Source organism: Allobosea sp. 10L422 (assembly GCF_056395345.1).
Genome location: NZ_JBFTJI010000002.1, coordinates 641,838 through 661,166 on the forward strand (window position 1 = coordinate 641,838; position 19,329 = coordinate 661,166).

The 19,329-nt window shown below is 65.8% G+C and carries 22 protein-coding genes; 12 read left to right on the forward strand and 10 right to left on the reverse strand.

The window, feature by feature from the left end; genetic code table 11:
• Positions 1-96: 96 nt before the first annotated feature.
• The 6 genes from AC1DEZ_RS07455 to AC1DEZ_RS07480 form a co-directional block, all read right to left on the reverse strand.
• Positions 97-840 carry an ABC transporter ATP-binding protein gene (locus AC1DEZ_RS07455; protein WP_441512987.1) on the reverse strand — a complete coding sequence of 248 codons (744 nt, stop codon included), beginning with the start codon at positions 838-840 and terminating at the stop codon, positions 97-99.
• Positions 837-1,691, reverse strand: coding sequence for an ABC transporter ATP-binding protein (locus tag AC1DEZ_RS07460; RefSeq protein WP_476779228.1), 855 nt, complete (start codon positions 1,689-1,691; stop codon positions 837-839). Before AC1DEZ_RS07460 ends, AC1DEZ_RS07455 begins: the two co-directional genes overlap by 4 nt.
• Complete coding sequence (gene livM / locus AC1DEZ_RS07465) at positions 1,691-3,076, reverse strand: high-affinity branched-chain amino acid ABC transporter permease LivM (protein ID WP_476779229.1); 1,386 nt, start codon at positions 3,074-3,076, stop codon at positions 1,691-1,693. Before livM ends, AC1DEZ_RS07460 begins: the two co-directional genes overlap by 1 nt.
• 4 nt (positions 3,077-3,080) lie before the next feature.
• Positions 3,081-4,004 carry a branched-chain amino acid ABC transporter permease gene (locus AC1DEZ_RS07470; protein ID WP_441471658.1) on the reverse strand — a complete coding sequence of 308 codons (924 nt, stop codon included), beginning with the start codon at positions 4,002-4,004 and terminating at the stop codon, positions 3,081-3,083.
• Positions 4,005-4,396: 392 nt separating this feature from the next.
• Complete coding sequence (locus tag AC1DEZ_RS07475) at positions 4,397-5,629, reverse strand: NAD(P)/FAD-dependent oxidoreductase (protein WP_476779230.1); 1,233 nt, start codon at positions 5,627-5,629, stop codon at positions 4,397-4,399.
• The gene (locus AC1DEZ_RS07480) at positions 5,626-5,952 is read right to left on the reverse strand and encodes a cupin domain-containing protein (protein ID WP_476779231.1); all 327 of its coding nucleotides are present in this window, start codon (positions 5,950-5,952) and stop codon (positions 5,626-5,628) included. The genes AC1DEZ_RS07475 and AC1DEZ_RS07480 overlap by 4 nt, the downstream gene beginning before the upstream one ends.
• A 177-nt stretch (positions 5,953-6,129) precedes the next feature.
• Here AC1DEZ_RS07480 and AC1DEZ_RS07485 point away from each other — a divergent pair, with 177 nt between their 5' ends.
• From AC1DEZ_RS07485 to AC1DEZ_RS07495, 3 genes are all read left to right on the forward strand, one after another.
• On the forward strand, positions 6,130-6,819 hold the full coding sequence (locus AC1DEZ_RS07485; protein WP_476779232.1) for a GntR family transcriptional regulator: 690 nt from the start codon (positions 6,130-6,132) through the stop codon (positions 6,817-6,819).
• 140 nt (positions 6,820-6,959) lie between these two features.
• Entirely contained in the window at positions 6,960-7,478 is a 519-nt protein-coding gene (locus tag AC1DEZ_RS07490; protein WP_441512981.1) for a flavin reductase family protein, read from the forward strand.
• 135 nt (positions 7,479-7,613) lie between these two features.
• Positions 7,614-8,066, forward strand: coding sequence for an SRPBCC family protein (locus AC1DEZ_RS07495; protein WP_441512980.1), 453 nt, complete (start codon positions 7,614-7,616; stop codon positions 8,064-8,066).
• Positions 8,067-8,069: 3 nt separating this feature from the next.
• On the opposite strand, the gene AC1DEZ_RS07500 is transcribed toward AC1DEZ_RS07495, so the two are convergent.
• Positions 8,070-9,401: a methyl-accepting chemotaxis protein gene (locus AC1DEZ_RS07500; RefSeq protein WP_476779233.1), complete on the reverse strand. Its 1,332-nt coding sequence runs from the start codon at positions 9,399-9,401 to the stop codon at positions 8,070-8,072.
• Between the two features lie 339 nt (positions 9,402-9,740).
• Between AC1DEZ_RS07500 and AC1DEZ_RS07505 the strand changes: the two genes are divergently transcribed.
• The 3 genes from AC1DEZ_RS07505 to AC1DEZ_RS07515 all read left to right on the forward strand — a co-directional run bounded on the left by AC1DEZ_RS07505 (position 9,741) and on the right by AC1DEZ_RS07515 (position 13,528).
• Positions 9,741-10,241, forward strand: coding sequence for a (2Fe-2S)-binding protein (locus AC1DEZ_RS07505; RefSeq protein WP_441512978.1), 501 nt, complete (start codon positions 9,741-9,743; stop codon positions 10,239-10,241).
• A 96-nt stretch (positions 10,242-10,337) separates the two neighbouring features.
• A complete protein-coding gene (locus AC1DEZ_RS07510) occupies positions 10,338-12,701 on the forward strand; it encodes a xanthine dehydrogenase family protein molybdopterin-binding subunit (RefSeq protein ID WP_476779234.1) in 2,364 nt (787 codons plus the stop codon).
• A gap of 17 nt (positions 12,702-12,718) precedes the next feature.
• The gene (locus AC1DEZ_RS07515) at positions 12,719-13,528 is read left to right on the forward strand and encodes an FAD binding domain-containing protein (protein ID WP_476779235.1); all 810 of its coding nucleotides are present in this window, start codon (positions 12,719-12,721) and stop codon (positions 13,526-13,528) included.
• Positions 13,529-13,677: 149 nt separating this feature from the next.
• On the opposite strand, the gene AC1DEZ_RS07520 is transcribed toward AC1DEZ_RS07515, so the two are convergent.
• Entirely contained in the window at positions 13,678-13,845 is a 168-nt protein-coding gene (locus AC1DEZ_RS07520; protein ID WP_476779236.1) for a SnoaL-like domain-containing protein, read from the reverse strand.
• Positions 13,846-13,860: 15 nt separating this feature from the next.
• A complete protein-coding gene (locus tag AC1DEZ_RS07525) occupies positions 13,861-14,031 on the reverse strand; it encodes a SnoaL-like domain-containing protein (protein ID WP_476779237.1) in 171 nt (56 codons plus the stop codon).
• Between the two features lie 121 nt (positions 14,032-14,152).
• On the opposite strand from AC1DEZ_RS07525, the gene AC1DEZ_RS07530 reads away from it, so the two are divergent.
• The 3 genes from AC1DEZ_RS07530 (at position 14,153) to AC1DEZ_RS07540 (ending at position 16,870) form a co-directional block, all read left to right on the forward strand.
• A complete protein-coding gene (locus AC1DEZ_RS07530) occupies positions 14,153-15,073 on the forward strand; it encodes an AAA family ATPase (protein ID WP_441512974.1) in 921 nt (306 codons plus the stop codon).
• A 53-nt stretch (positions 15,074-15,126) separates the two neighbouring features.
• On the forward strand, positions 15,127-15,504 hold the full coding sequence (locus AC1DEZ_RS07535) for a nuclear transport factor 2 family protein (protein ID WP_441512973.1): 378 nt from the start codon (positions 15,127-15,129) through the stop codon (positions 15,502-15,504).
• A gap of 148 nt (positions 15,505-15,652) precedes the next feature.
• Positions 15,653-16,870, forward strand: a complete 1,218-nt coding sequence (locus AC1DEZ_RS07540) for a vWA domain-containing protein (RefSeq protein ID WP_476779238.1) — start codon at positions 15,653-15,655, stop codon at positions 16,868-16,870.
• On the opposite strand, the gene AC1DEZ_RS07545 is transcribed toward AC1DEZ_RS07540, so the two are convergent.
• A complete protein-coding gene (locus AC1DEZ_RS07545; RefSeq protein ID WP_476779239.1) occupies positions 16,860-17,516 on the reverse strand; it encodes an alpha/beta hydrolase in 657 nt (218 codons plus the stop codon). The genes AC1DEZ_RS07540 and AC1DEZ_RS07545 overlap by 11 nt on opposite strands.
• Before the next feature lie 150 nt (positions 17,517-17,666).
• Between AC1DEZ_RS07545 and AC1DEZ_RS07550 the strand changes: the two genes are divergently transcribed.
• The 3 genes from AC1DEZ_RS07550 to AC1DEZ_RS07560 are packed head-to-tail and all read left to right on the forward strand — an operon-like array spanning position 17,667 to position 19,318.
• Positions 17,667-17,990, forward strand: coding sequence for an XdhC family protein (locus AC1DEZ_RS07550; protein WP_441471672.1), 324 nt, complete (start codon positions 17,667-17,669; stop codon positions 17,988-17,990).
• 1 nt (position 17,991) lies between these two features.
• Positions 17,992-18,621 (forward strand): LysE family translocator, encoded by a 630-nt coding sequence (locus AC1DEZ_RS07555; RefSeq protein ID WP_476779240.1) that lies wholly within the window; start codon positions 17,992-17,994, stop codon positions 18,619-18,621.
• Between the two features lie 4 nt (positions 18,622-18,625).
• Positions 18,626-19,318: an XdhC family protein gene (locus AC1DEZ_RS07560; RefSeq protein WP_476779241.1), complete on the forward strand. Its 693-nt coding sequence runs from the start codon at positions 18,626-18,628 to the stop codon at positions 19,316-19,318.
• Positions 19,319-19,329: the final 11 nt, after the last annotated feature.

Consider the following 19,329-nt stretch of genomic DNA (forward strand, 5'->3'; position numbering starts at 1 on the left):
TCGCCACAGCGATGGCATGGCAGGCGCGCAGCCGTCTCTCATCAAAAAGTTGCAACGGCGGAGGCGAGCTTCGGCGCAAGCTCCCGCCGCCGGCCATCAGTGACGCCCGCCTTCGAGATAGGCGGCCCGCACCTGCGGATTGGCGAGCAGTTCCTTGCCCGAGCCGCTCATCGTGATGACGCCGTTGACCATGACGTAGCCGCGATGGGCGAGCTTCAGCGCGTGGAAGGCGTTCTGCTCGACCAGGAAGACGGTGAGGCCCTGGGTCCTGTTGAGCTCGCGGATGGCCTCGAAGATCTGCTTCACGATCAGGGGGGCGAGCCCGAGCGAGGGCTCGTCGAGCAGCAGCAGCTTCGGGCGGGCCATCAGCGCGCGGGCGATCGCGACCATCTGCTGCTCGCCGCCCGAGAGCGTGCCGCCGCGCTGCTGCAGGCGCTCCTTGATACGCGGGAAGAGCACGCAGATCTTGTCGAGGTCTTCGTCGAAATGCTCGAAGTTGCGGACGGCGGCGCCCATCTGCAGGTTTTCGAACACCGTCATGCGCGGGAAGATGCGGCGGCCTTCCGGCGACTGCGCGATACCGAGGCGAGCGATCTGGTGGCTCGGCATCCGGGTGATGTCGCGGCCCTCATAGGTAACGGAGCCTTCGCGTGCCTGCGGGTTGCCGAAGATCGTCATCATCAGGGTGGATTTACCGGCGCCGTTGGCGCCGATCATGGTGACGATCTCGCCGGCATTGACGTCGATGTCGACGCCCTTCAGAGCGATGATCTTGCCGTAAAAGGTCTTGACGCCGCGGACGGCCAAAAGAGGCGAAGTTTGAGGCTGGGCCACAGTCACGAGATGCCGACCTCCGCTTCCACCACTTCGACCTCTTCGTCGTCGACGCCGAGATAGGCGGCGATGACCTTCGGGTCTGCCTGCACTTCGGCCGGCGTGCCGTCCGCGATCTTGGTGCCGTAGTCGAGCACCACGACATGGTCCGAGATTTCCATGACCACCGACATGTCGTGCTCGATCAGCAGCAGGGCGGTGCCGAGATCCTTGCGGATCGAGAGCAGCAGCGTGTTGAGATCGAGGCTTTCGCGCGGGTTGAGGCCGGCGGCGGGCTCGTCGAGGCAGAGCAGGACCGGATCGGTGCACATGGCGCGCGCGATCTCGAGCCGGCGCTGGTCGCCATAGGGCAGGTCGGCGGCCGGGTCGTCGGCGCGATGCATGAGGTTGATCTTATCGAGCCAGAACTTGGCCTTCTCGATCGCCGCTCGCTCGCTGGCCCTGTAGCCGCCCACCCCGAGCAGGCCGAGGAAGGTGAAGCCCGAGGCGATCATCAGCGGGTTGTGCTGGGCGATGAGCAGGTTCTCCAGCACCGTCATGCCGCCGAAGAGGCGGATGTTCTGGAAGGTGCGGGCGACCTTGGCCTTCCAGGAGATGCGGAAGTCGGGCATGCGCTCGAGCAGGAAGCTCGAGCCGTCGTCATGGTTCAGCGAAATCAGGCCCTGCGTCGGCTTGTAGAAGCCGGTGATGCAGTTGAACACCGTGGTCTTGCCGGCGCCGTTGGGGCCGATCAACGCGGTGATCTCGCCCTTGCGGGCCTCGAAGGAGAGGGCGTTGACGGCGGTCAGGCCGCCGAAGCGCATGGTGACCTGCTCGACTTCGAGCAGCGGGCGGCCGGAGGGTGTCGTCGAGGCCATCAGCCATGCCCCTCCTGAACGAGATCGGCCGAGATCGTCTTCTTCTCCTTCAGGAAGGCTGTCGGCTCGCGCACCGAGATCAGGCCGCGCGGCTTCCAGATCATGATCACAACCATGGCGAAGCCGAAGATCAGCATGCGGTACTTCGTCGGGTCGAAATCCTGGCCGAAGATCTGCTTCAGGAAATCGAGTTCGCGCAGCAATTCGGTGCCGCCGATCATGGCGATCGCCGCGATGGCGCAGCCCCAGAGCGAGCCCATGCCGCCGAGAACGACGATGGCCAGGATGACCGCCGATTCCATGAAGACGAAGGATTCGGGGCTGATGAAGCCCTGGCGCGCGGAGAAGAACGCCCCGGCGAAACCGCCGAACATTGCGCCCATCGAGAAGGCCGTGAGCTTGGTGTTGGTCGTGTTGATGCCGAGCGAGCGGCAGGCGATCTCGTCTTCGCGCAGTGCCTCCCAGGCCCGGCCGACCGGAAGCCGGCGCAGGCGCAGCGTGACGAAGGCCGTCAGCAAGGCCAGACACAGGATGAGGTAGTAAAGGAAGATCGTTCGGTATAGCGGCGAGAATTCGAGCCCGAACGTCGCCGCAAAGCCGTTATCGGCCGCCGTGAAGGGGATGCCGAAGAAGGTCGGGCGCGGGATGCCGGAGATGCCGGCATAGCCGTTCGAGAACTCCGTCCAGTTGACCAGCACCAGGCGGATGATCTCGCCGAAGGCCAGCGTCACGATGGCGAGGTAGTCGCCGCGCAGGCGCAGCACGGGGAAGCCGAGCAGCATGCCCCAGAAGGCGGCAAGGATGCCGGCGAGCGGCAGCAGGATCCAGAAGGACAGGCCGAAATTCTTGGCGAGCAGCGCATAGGAATAGGCGCCGACCGCGTAGAAGGCGACGTAGCCGAGATCGAGCAGCCCGGCGAGGCCGACGACGATGTTCAGCCCCCAGCCGAGCATGACGTAGATCAGGATCTGGACGCCRAAATTGTCGATCCACTTCAGCGCKCCGCCCCAGCCGGCGAGGCCGATCGCGATCGCGGGGAAGCTGACGAGGAAGCCGAGTCCGAAGAGCGAGAAGAGCCGCGAATGGCGCTGGAAGAAGGCGATGGTGCCGTGCGGCAGCAGGCGGATCTTCGCCTTCTCCTTGCGGCCGTTCTGCTGGCGCAGCGCGACGAGCAGGCGGCCGACGAAGACGATGCCGACGGCCCAGGCGACGGCATCCCATCGCGGATCGAGCACCAGGACATTGTCCATGTTCTGGCGCGTGCCCCAGGCGACGACCGGAATGCACAGGCCGAGGGTGACGAGGCCCGCGAAGCCGGCCTCCTTGAGGGCGGCCTTGAAGTCCCGGCCGGGAGCGGCCTTGGCTGTGGTCGGTTTGCTCGCCATGACGTCAGACCTTCTCGACTTCGGGGCGGCCGAGGATGCCCGAGGGCATGAAGACCAGCACGAGGGCCAGGATGCAGAAGGCAGCGACGTCCTTGTAGTCGATGGTGAAGTAGGCGGACCACATCACTTCGATCAGGCCGATCAGCAGGCCGCCGATCACCGCTCCGGGTAGCGAGCCGATGCCGCCGAGCACTGCTGCGGTGAAGGCCTTGACGCCCGGCGTAAAGCCGTCGGCGAAATTCACCACGCCGTAGAGCACGAGATACATCACGCCGGCCACCGCAGCGAGGGCCGCGCCCATCACGAAGGTGATGGAGATGGTGCGGTCGACGTCGATGCCGAGGAGGGCGGCCATCTTGCGGTCCTGCTCGCAGGCGCGCTGGGCACGGCCAAGCGGCGTCTTCTGGACGATATACCAGAAGGCAGCGAGCAACGCCGCCGTCGTCAGGATGATGACGATCTGCTTGTAGGAGATCTGCACCGTGTAAACCGCGCTGTCGATCAACGTGATCGACTTGTTCAGGATCGGCGGGATCGACTTGTTGCGCGGGCCCTGCACGACCTGCACGAAGTTCACCAGGAAGATCGACATGCCAATCGCGGAGATCAGCGGCGCGAGGCGGAAGGAGCCGCGCAAGGGCCGGTAGGCGACCCGTTCGATCGTCCAGTTCCAGAGCGAGGTGAAGAACATCGCCAGCGCCAGGACAATGACGAGCGCCAGCAGGATCATCCCCGCGCTCGTGCCGAGGACCGCCGTGACCAGCATGAAGAAGATCAGGGCGATGAAGGCGGAGAGCATGAAGATATCGCCGTGGGCGAAATTCACCATGCCGATGATGCCGAACACCATCGTGTATCCGATGGCGATGAGACCGTAGATCGATCCCAGTGTCAGCCCGTTGATGAGCTGCTGCAGAAAGACTTCCATTGACGACGCCGACCCCTCGAACCAGCTCCCGTTCTTGTCATCAGCATGACGCTGACGCATGCGGGATGCGATTTCCATGCAGAGCTACCAATGGCTTGCGCCACCGACAATCGCTCCGCGTCAAATTTCTGTCAAAAGCAATTACGAACGAAACGCCTCGAAATTGTGCAGAATACTCTGCGCCGTAGCGCGCTTTCGGCGCATGATGATTGCGCCATGCGCGCGCGCCATCTGTGCCGAACGGCTTCGGCGAGCGGCTGCGAACGACAAGGGCGGTTCGAAACGGGAACTTTTCAGGGGCGTGCGCCCGGAGCCCCGGTTGACGAATGGCCGGCGGTTTTTCCGTCCCAGGGCAGTCATCGATGGGGATGATCGCTCCGGGGTTCGCCATGTCAGAACCGCGCGGGGCTGAAGGGGGAAAGATCGATTGGCGGCTGGCGCCCGGCGACAAGTGCGGCGACGAGATCGGCGGTCGCGTGGGATTGCGTCATGCCGTAATGGCCATGGCCGAAGGCATAGATCACGTGCGGATTTCGCCTTGCGGTGCCGATCACCGGCAGCGAATCGGGCAGGGAGGGGCGAAAGCCCATCCAGAGTCTGCCGCTGTCGAAAGCAGGTAGGCCGTCGATCAGGCGGCTGGCCTTATCGTAGAGGCGGCGGGTGCGGGCATGGTTGGGCGGGGCATCGAGGCCGCCGAACTCGACCGCGCCGCCGATTCGCAGACCCGAGTCGAGCGGCGTCGTGACGAAGCCGTGGCCCTCGAAGCCGACCGGGCGCGTCAAGAGCCCGGTGACATCGGGAAAGCTGACATTGTAGCCGCGCTCGGTGTCGAGCGGCACGGCATCGCCCAATGCCGACGCCAGCGGCCCGGCCCAGGCGCCGGCGGCGATGACTGCGCGGTCCACGACGCGCTGCCAGCCATCGGGACCAATCAGGGCGGGGCGCTCGCCGAGGGAGATATTGCTGACGCTGGCCTTCTCGAAAACGGCGCCGCGCTCCAGCGCGGCCTCGAACAAGGCGAGCGTCAGCTGATGAGGGTCGCTGATATGGGCGGCGTCGGGGTGGAAAGCCGCGCCGACAAAGCCCGGCTTAAGTGCGGGCTCGAGCTGACGCAGTTCGGAAGGCGCGATCATCTCGACCTTGATGTCGAAGGCCGCCTGGCGTTCCGCCACCTTGCGCGCTGCGGCCATCGCTCCGGCATCGTCGAAAACGTATAGGCCGCCCCTTTGGTGGATATGGCGCGTCAGGTTGGTGCGCGAGGCGCGCGCAAGCCAGGCCGGCAGGGCGAGCTTCTGCAAGGCGGCGATCCCCATGATCGAGCGCTCATAGGCTTGCGGCCGCGAGGCCAGCAGGAAACGCAGCAACCAGGGCAGGACCTTCGGCAGATAAGCCGGGCGGATGCTGAGCGGGCCAAGTGGATCGGCCAGGAATTTCGGTACCTGCCGCAGCATCTTGGGGCTGGCGATCGGCAGAATGTCGGTATGGGCGATCCAGCCGGCATTGCCGCGCGAGGGGCCGAAGGCCGGCTCATGGCGTTCGACGATCAGGACCTCATGCCCCTCATCGAGGAGCGCATGGGCGATCGCGACGCCGACGACCCCTGCGCCGACGACTGCGACCTTCATGACAGGGCAAGCTCCTTGAGAGCCGCAGGCTGCTTGACCTCGATCTCGATGAAGGCGATCGGATGACCGGAGCCGTTCATCACGTCATGGCGGATTCCTGCCGGACGCATATAGGCCTGCCCCTGCGCCAGCGGCGTCTCGACGACCTCATTGCCGTTATGGATGTGCAGGGTGCCGGCGATGAGCATCACCACGAAATAGGGCCAGCCATGCTCATGCCAGCCCGTCACGGCGCCCGGTTCGAAATCCCAGCGGGTGATCCGGACCGTCTCGTCATCCCGCTGGACGGTCGGCACGGCGGGAATCGAACAGGCGAACGCCATCCGGTAACTCCTTGTCGGCTCGCCGCATGAGCGGCTGGTGCAGCGCTCCGGTCTATCCGACGTTTGACGGGCCGCTGCCGGCCGATAGCGGCGATCTTGGCCGAGCTTGATATATCTGAATTGATATATCAAGCTGCCGAGCGAGATCAAGATGCCGGGGCATCGCTCGGGGAAGCCATGAAGCAAAAGGGGCGCGTCGATCCTGAGCGCGACGGCCCGCATGTGGCCGGAGCCGGTGAGAGCCTGGCCGAGGTCGCTTACCGGCGCTTGGAGGAGGCAATCGTCACGCTCTCCCTGCGTCCCGGTGCGGTGCTGACGGAAGCGCAATTGATCGATCTCGTCGGGCTAGGGCGGACGCCGGTTCGCGAGGCCTTGATCCGGCTGGCGCAGCATGGGCTGGTCCAGATCCTGCCGCGCAAGGGCATCCTTGTCGCCGATATCAGCGCCATCGATATCATCGCGGCGCTCGATGCGCGCGAGGTTCTGGAGCGCCTCGTGGTCGGCGAAGCGGCGAAGCGTGCAGGGCCTGTCGAACGGATCGCGATTGTCGAAGCTGCGAAGGCGATGCGCCGGGCCGCCGAGACCGGAGATGTCGCGGGCTATATGCGGCTCGACAAGGAGCTGGACGGGCTGGTCGCCCAGGCGGCGCGCAGCCCGTATGCGACCCGCGCGGTCGAGCCCCTGCAGGCACTGATCCGGCGCGCCTGGTATCATTTCGAGCGGCAGGACGATCTCGTGCCGGCAGCCCTGCACCATGGCAGTCTCGCCCAGGCCATCGCCGGCGCGGATTCGCTTGCCGCCACGGCGGCGAGCGACGCGCTGATGTCGCATCTTCGCAAAGGGTTGCTGGCGACGCTGGACCGTTGATGCCGTCGCGCACCCCATCTGATATATCTGATGGAATTATGCGTTCCGCCGCTACCCCGTTGGCGGCTGGTGCTGGCGGCTCCGAAGCTCTACATGGTCAGGTATCCCCTGATCCGGAACAGTGAGCCGGCGCCCTAGTCATGACGAAAACCGTTCACCCGCTACCGCCCGCCCTGGAGCGCCCGGATGCCGCGGCGTTCCGCGATGCGATGGCGCAGGTCGTCAGTGCGGTGCATGTCGTGACGACCGAGGGGCCGGGCGGCCGGGTGGGGCTGACGGCGACGGCGGTCGCCTCTGTTTCCGATTCGCCGCCGACGGTGCTGGCCTGCCTCGCGCGCGAGAGCCGCACCTTGGCGGCGATCGAGGCAAGCGGCGCCTTCTGCATCAACACCTTGCCGGCCCATCTCGCCGAGCTGGCCGAGATCTTCGCGAGCCGCCGCGGCATCGATGGCGATGCGCGCTTCATGACGGCGCGCTGGGGCACGCTCGCGACCGGTGCGCCGGTCCTGCTCGACGCGATTTCCGCCTTCGACTGCCGGTTGGTTGCGACCCACGATATCGCCAGCCATCGCATCCTGATCGGCGAGGTCGCCGGCCTCGGTGGCGCGGGGCAGGGTGCGAGCCTGATCTATCGCCAGCGGCTTTTCGGCTCCGTCTGAACTTCCAGCGAGCACCTGTCTGCGTGGCCTCTTGTGCAGACGAGCGCTTTGCGACCATGGATAGGGACTGGACAGCCTTCGAACCGCGCCGGCCGCAATCGTCCGAGCCGCGGCCCACAGCTCGGGAGACGCGCCATGGCGATGACGATGAACGGCGAGGCGACGCTGCCCGCCGCAAAGGACGTGGTTTGGGCCAAGCTGAACGATGCTGATGTGTTGAAGGCCTGCATTCCGGGCTGTGAACAGCTCAACAAGGACGACGATACGCATTTCTCTGCGGTGGTGAAGGTCAAGCTCGGGCCGGTGAAGGCGACCTTCAAGGGCAAGGTCGAGCTCAACGACCTCGATCCGCCGAACGGCTATCGCATCGCCGGCGAAGGCGAGGGCGGCATCGCCGGTTTCGCGAAGGGTGGGGCCCGAGTTCATCTGAGCGACGCCGAAGGCGGCCAGACGCTGCTGCGCTACGAGGTCGAGGCCCAGGTCGGCGGCAAGCTGATGCAGCTTGGCTCGCGGCTGATCGAYTCGGTYTCGAAGAAGCTYGCCGACGARTTCTTYGCSAAYTTCGCCAAGGCGGTCAGCGAAGGCTGAGCCTCAGGAGGCCTTGCGCAGAGCGTCCAGCGCTTGGGAGACCGCGGTCTCGGCTGCGCCGACTTGAAGGGCGACGTCGGCGGCGGCCGCGTTTGCCCGCTCCAGAGCGCCCTGTGTCATGTCGAGGCTGTCATTGACGGCGTTGGCGCTCTCGATCGCGACATCCGAGCTGCCGGCGACCAGCGAGGCGTCGTGAGCGATCATCGCCGTGACCCGGCTCTGCTGGGAGACGGCTTCCGAAATTGCCTCGGAATCCTGCCTGATCGCGTCGACCGTGGCGGCGATGGCTGCAGCATGCGTGCTGCAGGATTCGGCACTGGCGGTCAGCTCGGCGATCTGGCCGGCAATGTCCTGCGTGGCGTTCGCGGTCTGCGTCGCCAATGACTTCACCTCGGATGCGACCACCGAGAAGCCACGCCCGGACTCGCCGGCGCGTGCGGCCTCGATCGTGGCGTTGAGGGCGAGCAGATTGGTTTGCGCGGCGATGTCGGCGATCATGCCGACGACCTTGCCGATATTGCCCGTCACCTCGCGCAGGCGGGCGATCGCCTCATTCATCTGCCCGGCATCGAGCACGGCCTGATGTGTGATCGACAAGCTCTGCCGGGCGCGCTGGCCGATATCGGCGATGTTGGCCGACATCTCCTCGGTGGCGGCTGCCGTCTGGATCGACTTTTCCCGCACGACCACAGATGCGCTCGCGACCTTGCCGACCGTATCCTTGATGAAGGCCGTGGCGCGGCCGGTTTCGGCGGCGGTGGCGACAAATTGCTCGACCGCGTCGTTGATGGTGTTGTCGAGGTTCCCGATCCGGTGCCGCAGGGTCGCGGCGGTCTGGTCGATGGCGGAGGCCCGCCTCCGCGCATCGGCCTCCTCGTACTCGCGATTCATCGTCATCGCGGTGTTGACGTCGTAGGTCAGGATCCGTTCGATCACGAAAAGATCCTCGGCGAATTGCCGCGGGGTGAACAGTGCGCGGCGGCGGTTCTCGACGCAGAGCTCGCGCATCAACGAGAACGCGATCGAAGAGCGAGCCCTGGCGCGTACGCGGGCTTCTCTCTCGATCAGGCAGAGCCGCTCGGCCGAAGCGACATAATTCTCGTCGAAGTCGCCATCGAACAACAGGCGAAAATGCGCTGCGGAAGCCGGGTAGAGTGTCTGGGATACAGCAGCTACGCTGTTGCGAAGCTCGTTATGGATGGAGAAGGCACGCTCGAAATCGGCTGCGATCAGCTGCTCGATCGCGCCATCGACCAAGGGGCGGTAGAGGCGCAGGCGGGCGCGCTGCTTCTCACCGTAGCCGATCGCATGCAGCCGGCGTTGAATCTGTTCCATCAACACGGCCACGCGACGACCCTCGTTCGCGGCCGGAATGGCGGCCACGAGCGCCGACGTTGCGGCAATAACCTTAAAAAAGCACCAATGCCGCAAAGGTGGTCGCAATTGCCGGTCCGTGTCGCAGCAAGGAGAAAACCGTCCGAATTCGGCGCAAAACGCATAGCACACCGAAAGCGCCCGCCGCTTGACCCGGCAAAATCGCGGGTCCACATTCGTTTTTGAGCTGTTCCAAGGAAAAGCTGCCCGATGGGGCGAAGCTGCCGGAAGCGCTCAGCCTGACCCAGACCCAGGGAGGGGGTGGGCGGGCATCAGAGACGGGTCACAGGAGATGTGCTCATGACCACTGTTTCGCTGACGGTGAACGGCAAAGCCGTCACCGCCAATGTCGACCCGCGCACCCTGCTGGTGGAACTGCTTCGCGAAAACCTAAGACTGACCGGCACCCATGTCGGTTGCGACACCAGCCAGTGCGGCGCCTGCGTCGTGCATCTCGACGGCAAGGCCGTCAAATCCTGCACCACGCTCGCCGTCTCGGTCGAAGGCGCGAACGTGACCACCATCGAGGGGCTGGCCGACGGCGCCACCCTGCACCCGATGCAGGAGGCCTTTCGTGAGCATCACGGCCTGCAATGCGGCTTCTGTACGCCGGGCATGATCATGGCTGCCGTCGACATGGTGAACCGCCGCGGCCACGAGCTCGACGAGAAGACGATCCGCGAAGATCTCGAAGGCAACATCTGCCGCTGCACGGGCTACCACAACATCGTCAAGGCGATCGCCGCCGGTGCGGAGGCTATGGGCAAGGGCGCGGCGCCGGTGCGCCGGGCCGCCGAGTGAGGCACCCGCCCGTGCCCCAAGGCGCGGGTTTTTCGTCCTTCATGCGTTCCATGCAGTGAGGCGTCCGCCAGAGGCGCCGTGCGAGGAGGGAACACCATGTCCGTTACCGGAATCGGCGCCGCAGTCCGTCGCAAGGAAGATCATCGTTTCATCACCGGCCAGGGCCGCTATACCGACGACGTCAATCGTCCGGGGCAAGCCCACGCCTATTTCCTGCGCTCGCCCCATGCGCATGCCAAGATCGGGTCGATCGACACCAAGGCCGCCGCGGCGATGCCGGGCGTGCTCGGCATCTTCACCGGCGCCGATCTCGCCGCCGACAAAGTCGGCGGGCTGATCTGCGGCTGGATGATCCACAACAAGGACGGCTCGCCGATGCGCGCCGGCCCGCATCCGGCGCTCGCCCAGGGCAAGGTGCGCTATGTCGGCGACCATGTCGCCGTGGTGGTGGCCGAAACGCTGGCGCAGGCGAAGGACGCCGCCGAGGCGATTGTCGTCGACTATCAGGAACTGCCTGCGGTGGTCGACACCGCCAAGGCCGCGGGCGCCAAGACCGCGATCCATGACGAGGCGCCGGACAACACGGTGTTCAACTGGCATCTCGGCGACAAGGACGCGACCGAGAAGGCCTTCAAGGCGGCCAAGCACGTCACCAAGCTCGATCTCGTCAACAATCGGCTCGTGCCCAACGCGATGGAGCCGCGCGCGGCGGTCGGCGACTACGACGCCGGCGACGGCGTCTTTACGCTCTTTACGACGAGCCAGAATCCGCATGTGGCGCGGCTCGTGCTCTCGGCCTTCATCGGTATCGCACCGGAGAACAAACTGCGCGTGATCGCGCCGGATGTCGGCGGCGGCTTCGGCTCGAAGATCTTCATCTATGCCGAGGAGACAGTCTGCGTCTGGGCGGCGAAGAAGGTCGGGCGGCCGGTGAAATGGACGGCGGATCGCACTGAAGCTTTCCTCTCCGACGCGCATGGCCGCGACCATGTCACCCATGCGGAGCTGGCAACCGATGGCGAGGGCAAGATCCTCGGTATGAAGGTCCACACCACGGCCAATCTCGGCGCCTATCTCTCGACCTTCTCGTCGTCGGTGCCGACCTATCTCTACGCGCCGCTGCTGTCGGGGCAGTACGACATCCCGGCGATCTATTGCGAGGTCGACGCGGTCTACACCAACACCGCCCCCGTGGACGCCTATCGCGGCGCCGGGCGGCCGGAGGCGACCTTCGTGGTCGAGCGCCTGATCGAGATCACGGCGCGCCAGCTCGGCAAGGACCCGGCGAAGTTCCGGATGCTGAACTACATCAAGAAGTTCCCGCACCAGACGCCGGTCATCATGATGTACGACACCGGCAATTACGGCGCCTCGCTGAAGAAGGCGCTGGAGATGATCGACTACAAGGGGCTGGGCAAGCGCAAGCGCGACTCCGCCCGCACCGGCAAGCTCCGCGGCATCGGCTTCTCCTCCTATATCGAGGCCTGCGGCATCGCCCCTTCGGCGGCGGTGGGGTCGCTCGGCGCGGGCGTCGGCCTGTGGGAATCGGCCGAAGTCCGGGTCAATCCGGTCGGGACGGTCGAAGTGCTGACAGGCTCGCACAGCCATGGCCAGGGCCATGAGACCACCTTCGCGCAGCTCGTCAGCGACCGGCTCGGCATCCCCATCGACAATGTCTCGATCATCCATGGCGATACGGACAAGGTGCAGATGGGGATGGGCACCTATGGCTCGCGCTCCGGCGCGGTCGGCATGTCCGCGATCTTCAAGGCGCTCGACAAGGTCATCGCCAAGGGCAAGAAGGTCGCCGCCCATGTGCTGGAGGCCGACGAGGCCGATATCGACTTCGCCGACGGGCATTTCGCGGTGAAGGGCACCGACCGGAAGCTCGATTTCGGCTCCTGCGCGCTGCAGGCCTATGTTGCGCACAAGTTCAACGGGCAGGAGCTGGAGCCGGGGCTGAAGGAGGGGGCGTTCTACGACCCGACGAATTTTACCTTCCCGGCCGGCGTTCATATCTGCGAGGTCGAGATCGACCCGGAAACGGGCATCACCAGGATCGATCGCTGGGCGGCCGTCGACGATTTCGGCAACGTCATCAACCCGATGATCGTCGAGGGGCAGGTCCATGGCGGCATCGCCCAGGGTGTCGGCCAGGCGCTGCTCGAAGGTGCCCGCTACAATGGCGACGGCCAGCTCGTGACCGCGAGCTTCATGGATTACTGCATGCCGCGCGCCGACGACCTGCCGTCCTTCGATGTCGGCATGACGGTGACGCCGTGCCCGTCGAACCCGCTCGGCATCAAGGGCTGCGGGGAGGCCGGAGCCATCGCATCACCGCCCGCCGTCATCAACGCCATCACCGACGCGCTCGGCCATGAGGACATCGCGATGCCCGCCACGCCCCAGGCGGTGTGGCGTGCGGCGCAGAAGTCGATCAGCCGCATGGCGGCCGAGTGAGCTGAAAGGAAGAGCACATGTACGCTTTCACCTATCACAAGCCCACCAGCTCCCGGCAGGCGGCGACGCTGCTCGCCAAGAAGGAGGACGCCAAGCTCCTGGCCGGCGGCCACACTTTGCTGCCGACGATGAAGCAGCGGCTGGCTTCGCCCTCCGCACTCGTCGATCTCGGGGCTTGCGCCGATCTCAAAGGCATCGCTCGCAAGGGTCGCAACCTCGTCATCGGCGCGATGACCACCCATGCCGAGGTCGCTGGCTCGGCGGAGGTGCAGGAAGCCATTCCGGCGCTCGCCTTCCTTGCCGGCCATATCGGCGACCCGCATGTGCGCCACCGCGGCACGATCGGCGGCTCGGTCGCCAACAACGACCCGGCGGCTGATTATCCGGCGGCGCTTCTGGCGCTGGGCGCCACGGTCGTCACCAACAAGCGCAAGCTGACGGCCGAGGAGTTCTTCACCGGGCTCTACGAGACGGCGCTGGAAGAGGGCGAGATCATCACCAAGGTCTCGTTCCCGCTCGCCTCGAAGGCGGGCTACGCCAAGTTCCGCAACCCTGCCTCGCGCTACGCCATGGTCGGCGTCTTCGTTGCCAAGCGCGGCAGCGAGATCCGCGTTGCGGTGACGGGGGCGGGCGAGGGCGGCGTGTTTCGCTGGCCCGAGGCTGAAGCGGCGCTCAAGGCGCGCTTCGCGCCGAAATCGCTTGAGGGCCTCAAGCACACGGCTGATGGCATCAACGGCGACATCCACGCCGATCCCGAATACCGCGCCCACCTGATCGGCTCCATGGCCAAACAAGCCGTCGCGCAAGCGACGGCGAAGGTGGGCTGACGGCCGAGGGTTTGTCCGAGGCGTTGCGGCGCATGCCGTCATGCTCGGGATTGCCCCGAGCGTCTCGTGAAGGGCAGGCGCCTCTTCCGGCATGAGATTCTCGGGCCAGCGCATCGTGCTCCCCGAGAATGACGATCTACGGAGACGCTTCAGTAGAAGAAGCGTTCCTCGACGATCCGGCCGTTCTCGACGGTGTAGAGACCGACCTCGTCCATCACGCGGCGTTCGCCGGTCTCCTTGACGGTGACGTCGACTTGGAAGCGGACGGCGAACTGGTCGCCGTTGAGATACGGGCCTTCGCTGCTGAAGTCGTGCATCTCGTGGTTCGCGACTCACCACTCGCCCTTCTGCCTGACGGCTTCCTTGCCGCGGCAGACGGCCATCGGGCCGGGCATGTTCTCGTAGCTGACGATGTCGTCGGCGTTGAAGCGGTTGGCGGCCTCGTGGTGCTTGCCCTCCTTGAGCAGGGCAACGAAGTCCTTGGCGATCTGATCGGTGGTCATGATCTGCGCTCCGTCGTTCAGGCATAGCGAGTCTGGACTTGCTTACCGCCCTGCCATGTCAGCAGCATGGCCGTGCGCTCCGCGCCTTCCTTCAATCTGCCCGTCGCGATAGAAATCGGTCATGCTCAACGCTTCCCCTATCCCCGTCTCGATCGACGCCACACTGACCCTGCTGCAGTCGCAGGGTTATGTCGCCGACCGCGCGCTGGCGACCGTGCTGTTCCTGGCGCTGCGGATGAAGCGGCCGCTGCTGCTGGAGGGGGAGGCTGGCACCGGCAAGACCGAGATCGCCAAGGTGCTTGCAGCGGGCCTGGGCCGGCGGTTGATCCGGCTGCAATGCTATGAGGGGCTCGACCTCGCCTCCGCCGTCTATGAGTGGAACTATTCCGGGCAGATGATGGCGATCCGCCTCGCCGAGGCCGGTGGGGTCGCCGAGGATCGCGAGCGCCTGGAAGGCGACATCTTCTCCGAGAAATATCTGGTGAAGCGGCCGCTGCTGCAGGCGCTGGAGCCGCAGGATGGCGGGGCGCCGATCCTGCTCATCGACGAGCTCGACCGCACCGACGAGGCCTTCGAAGCCTTCCTGCTCGAAGTGCTGGCCGATGCACAGGTGACGATTCCGGAATTCGGCACGGTGAAGGCGGCCGAGCCGCCGATCGTGATCCTGACCTCGAACCGCACGCGCGAGATCCATGACGCGCTGAAGCGGCGCTGCCTCTATCACTGGGTCGGCTATCCCGATGCGGCGCGCGAACTCGCCATTCTGAAGGCCAAGGTGCCGGATGCGCCCGCCAAGCTCTCGAAGCAGGTCGTCGGCTTCGTGCAGGCGATTCGCAAGGAGGAGCTGTTCAAGCAGCCGGGCGTCGCCGAGACGCTGGACTGGGCGACGGCTCTGATCGAGCTCGACGCTGTCGCGCTCGATCCGGCCATCGTCTCCGACACGCTCGGCGCGCTGCTGAAGTATCAGGACGATATCCAGGCGATGCAGGGCTCCAAGGTGAAGGAACTGCTGGATCAGGCCAAGGCCGAGGCGGGGCGCTAGCTTTTCGTCGATGGCCGCAGTTTTCTCCGGCGGAGAAGCGTGAGGGGGAAGCCATGAACGCAGACATCAAGGCCGTGGAAGCGACGGTGCGGACCTATCTCGACGGGCTCTATGAGGGCGACGCCGAGAAGCTCGCACATGTCTTCCACCCGACCAGCGCGCTGACCACGGCCCGCGAGGACGGCACGATCCAGATCGTTCCGCGCGATCAATGGCTCGATCTCGTCCGCAACCGGCCTTCGCCGCAGGCGGCGGGGCTGCAGCGCGACGACCACATCCTGACGATCGATCTCGTCGGGCCGACGCTGGCGCTGGTCAAGGTCAAATGCCAGATGCCGCCGCGCTACTTCACCGATCTGCTCTCGCTGTTGAAGATCGAGAGTCGCTGGCAGGTCGCCCAAAAGGTGTTCATGACGGAGATGCGGGGTTGAGGTCACCCGCCGCCCTCACCCTGAGTAGGCCCGCAGGGCCGTCTCGAAGGATGCTCCAGACGACTCGAGGGTGTGCTGGATCATCCTTCGAGACGCCGCGTGCCGCGGCTCCTCAAGATGAGGGCTGCGGGAGGCCAGGCGGGCAGCGATGACCGGCAAGCTTTCCGAGAACGTCGCCTATTTCGCGCGTGCCTTGCGTGCGGCCGGGCTGCCGGTCGGGTCCGGGGCGGTGGTCGAGGCGGTCGAGGCCTTGGGCGATGGTGCGCTGGGCGACCGCCCTGACGTCTACTGGGCGCTGCACGCGATCTTCGTGAAGAAGCATGAGGACAGTCCGGTCTACGATCAGGCGTTCCGGCTGTTCTGGCGCCGGCGCAATCTGATCGAGAAGATCATGGCGCAGATGTCGCCGGTGTCGCCCGGTGCCAACAGCCAGCCGGAAAAGACCGAGGCGGGGGCGTTGCGCGTGGCCGAGGCTTTCGCGCCGCCGGCGCGGGAGGACGAGGCGCCGGTCGAGCTGACGGAGCTGACGGCGCGGTTGACGGTCTCGGATCGCGAGATGCTGAAGGCGCGCGACTTCGCGCAGATGACCGCGGCGGAAATCGCGCGCGCCAAGCAACTCATCGCCGAACTGAGGCTGCCGGATGACAGCGTGCCGATGCGGCGGTTCAGGCCCCTGGCACATGGACGGACGATCGACCTGCGGCGGACGCTCCGGCAGTCGCTCCGGGGAGGCGGGGGCTCGATCGATCTCGCCTTCCGGGAGCGGCGCGAGATGCATCCGCCGATCGTTGCGCTGGTCGATATCTCCGGCTCGATGGCGGAGTATTCGCGGATTTTCCTGCATTTTCTGCATGCGCTGACCGAAAAGCGCCGGCGCGTGCATTCCTTCGTCTTTGGTACGCGGTTGACCAACGTCACCCGGATGCTGAAGGCACGCGATCCGGACGAGGCGCTGGCGCTTGCCGGCAAGGCGGCGCCGGATTGGGAGGGCGGCACCCGCATCTCCGCGGCACTGCACGAGTTCAACCGCGTCTGGTCGCGGCGCGTGCTGGCAGGCGGGGCGGTGGTGCTGCTCTTCACCGACGGGCTCGAGCGCCATCTCGACGACAGCCTCGCCTTCGAGATGGACAGGCTGCATCGCTCCTGCCGGCAGTTGGTCTGGCTCAACCCGCTGCTGCGCTACGATGCCTTCGCGGCGCGGGCGAGCGGCATCCGGGCGATGCTGCCGCATGTCGATTCGTTCCGGCCGATCCATAATCTCGCTGCCATGGCGGATCTTTGTGCGGCGCTGTCGCGGGACGTCGGGCGCGAGAACGATCCGCGCCTGTGGTTGAAACGGGCGCAGATGCCAAAGCTCATCGCCTGAACCGACCATGGCGCAGGAAGTGGATGGTCTGGGCCATGGCTTCCGGGTCGCGCATGATCAGCGGATGGCTCGTTGGCAGGACGATGTGGTCACTCATGCCGGCGACGCGAGTCCGCTCGACCGAGACGCGTCCGTCATTGGGGCCGGGCAGGACCAGTGACGCAAAGACATAAAGCGAGCGGTCGCCGGCGATGACGCCGAGAGGATAGTCGACCTCGCCGAGCAGATGGCACAGCTCCTCGCTGCGCTGCGTCGCAAGCTGGCCGCCGGCCGGGCCGAAGGCGCTGCGGTAGAGCCAGTTCCGGCGTAGCAGATCGGCGATCTCGCTGCCTTCGTTCGGCGGCGCGAGCATGACGACGCGCCCGAGGCGCTTCGGGCGGCAGCGGTTGAGATAGGCGCGGGCAACGAGCCCACCCATGGAATGAGTGACGAAGTGGAGATTTCGTGTCAGCTCCGCCTCAAAGGCGGTGATCGGGGCCGACAGCCCGTCGACGATCTGCGCAAGGTCCTGCTCGCGCGAGGGATAGTCGAGATTGAGAACGCGATAACCCTCGGCCGCGAGCGCCTGTTGGAGCTTCTGCATTGAGGCTGCGCGGCGCAGGATTCCGTGCAGCAGGACGACACCGTCTTGGCCCGTTAAGGGCATTGCTTCCTCGCCTTCGAGCGTTTGAATTCAGCCGAGCGCTAGCACATATAAAGGCACCGCATAACGGCTTTGCCCCGCCCGCTCGACGCAAGTGTGGCATTGGCGCATAAGATCGAACCCGTTTCCGCGTCATTCGCGAAAGGCCCGGCGATGATCAGCACCGACACCGATATCCTGCGCGCTGCCGAGGAGTGGAGTCGCGGTGGCCGGCATGTGGCGATCGCCACGGTGGTCGAGACCTGGGGCTCGGCGCCGCGCCCGGTCGGCTCGCATCTCGTCATCGACGGCGAGGGCAATTTCCTCGGATCGGTCTCGGGCGGCTGTGTCGAAGGCGCGGTAGTGGCCGAGGCTGCCGACGTGATCGCCGACGGCAAGGCGCGCATGCTGGAATTCGGCGTCGCCGACGAGGCGGCCTGGAAGGTCGGCCTCTCCTGCGGCGGCCGCATCAAGGTCTATGTCGAAAAGGTGAACTGAGATGGCCTCCTGGGAAACGCTGATCGCCTTCGCGACGGTGACGATCCTCGTCGCCTATTTTCCGGGGCCGGCGCTGCTCTATACCGCCGCCCAGACGATCAGCCATGGCCGCAAGGCCGGCCTGATGGCGATGCTCGGCATCCATCTCGGCTGTTATGTCCACGTCTTTGCCGCTGCCTTCGGCCTGTCGGCCGTGTTCAAGCATGTGCCGGAACTGTTCATGGCAGTGAAGATCGCCGGTGCGATCTATCTGGTCTGGATCGGCATCGGCATGATCCGCTCGCGCCTGGGCGCGCCCGATCAGCCTGTCGCGCCGCCGAAAACGGTGAAGCGCGCGCTGCTCGATTCCTTCATCGTCGAGATCCTGAACCCGAAGGTTGCGCTGTTCTTCATCGCGCTTCTGCCGCAGTTCGTTGATCCGGCCGCCCCGCTCCCGGTCTGGGCGCAGTTCCTGATCCTCGGCATGATCGTCAATTTCGCCTTCTCCTCGGCCGATCTCGTCACGGTCTTCGGCGCTTCCTTGGTCGTGGGCGCGATGAAGAAGACCAGGGCGGGGTTCGCTTTCGGGCGCTGGATCGGCGGCTCGCTGATGATCGGGCTCGGGCTGAAGCTCGCGGTGGACAGGGGCTGAGACCGTGGATCTCTCCATTCTCGCGGCGCTCAATGCCGAGCGCCAGGCACGCCGCGCCACCGTGCTCGTGACCGACATCGCTGGCGGTACGCAGCGGCTCGTCAAGCACGCAGCGGTTTCCGGGGACCCGCTGGCCGAGCTGCTGGAACGGCAGCTGCGCATGGGCAAGAGCGGCATGGTCGAGGTCGAGGGCGCGCAGTACTTCCTGACCGTGCAGGCTCCGCATCCGCGAATCGTGGTGACCGGCGCCGTCCATATCTCGCAGGCGATGGCGCCGATGGCCAGGACGCTCGAGCTCGACCTCGTCATCGTCGACCCCCGCACGGCCTTCGCGACGCCCGAGCGCTTTCCAGAGACCGAATTGCTGGCGGAATGGCCGGACGAGGCCATCGGCCGGATCGGCCTCGACAGCTACACCGCCTTCGTCGCCCTGACCCATGACCCGAAGATCGACGATCCCGGGCTGGAGGCGGCGCTGCGCTCGGACTGCTTCTATGTTGGCGCGCTCGGCAGCCGGAAGACCCATGGCAAGCGCGTCGAGCGGCTGACTGCGGCTGGTTTCGATGCGGCAACCATCGAGCGCATCCACGCGCCGATCGGGCTCGACATCGGAGCGGTCTCGCCGGCGGAGATCGCGCTTGCGATCCTGGCGGAGATCGTCTCGACCTTGCGCGGCCCGCGCCGCAAGCCGGCCTGAGAGGCGCAGCA

What these genes read in the sequence shown, in the direction of transcription:
- AC1DEZ_RS07460 (WP_476779228.1), bottom strand. Translation starts at nt 1,691, where the DNA reads ATGGCCTCGACGACACCCTCCGGCCGCCCGCTGCTCGAAGTCGAGCAG.
- AC1DEZ_RS07470 (WP_441471658.1), bottom strand. Translation starts at nt 4,004, where the DNA reads ATGGAAGTCTTTCTGCAGCAGCTCATCAACGGGCTGACACTGGGATCG.
- AC1DEZ_RS07475 (WP_476779230.1), bottom strand. Translation starts at nt 5,629, where the DNA reads ATGAAGGTCGCAGTCGTCGGCGCAGGGGTCGTCGGCGTCGCGATCGCC.
- AC1DEZ_RS07480 (WP_476779231.1), bottom strand. Translation starts at nt 5,952, where the DNA reads ATGGCGTTCGCCTGTTCGATTCCCGCCGTGCCGACCGTCCAGCGGGAT.
- AC1DEZ_RS07485 (WP_476779232.1), top strand. Translation starts at nt 6,130, where the DNA reads ATGAAGCAAAAGGGGCGCGTCGATCCTGAGCGCGACGGCCCGCATGTG.
- AC1DEZ_RS07490 (WP_441512981.1), top strand. Translation starts at nt 6,960, where the DNA reads ATGACGAAAACCGTTCACCCGCTACCGCCCGCCCTGGAGCGCCCGGAT.
- AC1DEZ_RS07500 (WP_476779233.1), bottom strand. Translation starts at nt 9,401, where the DNA reads ATGGAACAGATTCAACGCCGGCTGCATGCGATCGGCTACGGTGAGAAG.
- AC1DEZ_RS07505 (WP_441512978.1), top strand. Translation starts at nt 9,741, where the DNA reads ATGACCACTGTTTCGCTGACGGTGAACGGCAAAGCCGTCACCGCCAAT.
- AC1DEZ_RS07510 (WP_476779234.1), top strand. Translation starts at nt 10,338, where the DNA reads ATGTCCGTTACCGGAATCGGCGCCGCAGTCCGTCGCAAGGAAGATCAT.
- AC1DEZ_RS07515 (WP_476779235.1), top strand. Translation starts at nt 12,719, where the DNA reads ATGTACGCTTTCACCTATCACAAGCCCACCAGCTCCCGGCAGGCGGCG.
- AC1DEZ_RS07520 (WP_476779236.1), bottom strand. Translation starts at nt 13,845, where the DNA reads ATGCACGACTTCAGCAGCGAAGGCCCGTATCTCAACGGCGACCAGTTC.
- AC1DEZ_RS07525 (WP_476779237.1), bottom strand. Translation starts at nt 14,031, where the DNA reads ATGACCACCGATCAGATCGCCAAGGACTTCGTTGCCCTGCTCAAGGAG.
- AC1DEZ_RS07530 (WP_441512974.1), top strand. Translation starts at nt 14,153, where the DNA reads ATGCTCAACGCTTCCCCTATCCCCGTCTCGATCGACGCCACACTGACC.
- AC1DEZ_RS07535 (WP_441512973.1), top strand. Translation starts at nt 15,127, where the DNA reads ATGAACGCAGACATCAAGGCCGTGGAAGCGACGGTGCGGACCTATCTC.
- AC1DEZ_RS07540 (WP_476779238.1), top strand. Translation starts at nt 15,653, where the DNA reads ATGACCGGCAAGCTTTCCGAGAACGTCGCCTATTTCGCGCGTGCCTTG.
- AC1DEZ_RS07545 (WP_476779239.1), bottom strand. Translation starts at nt 17,516, where the DNA reads ATGCCCTTAACGGGCCAAGACGGTGTCGTCCTGCTGCACGGAATCCTG.
- AC1DEZ_RS07550 (WP_441471672.1), top strand. Translation starts at nt 17,667, where the DNA reads ATGATCAGCACCGACACCGATATCCTGCGCGCTGCCGAGGAGTGGAGT.
- AC1DEZ_RS07555 (WP_476779240.1), top strand. Translation starts at nt 17,992, where the DNA reads ATGGCCTCCTGGGAAACGCTGATCGCCTTCGCGACGGTGACGATCCTC.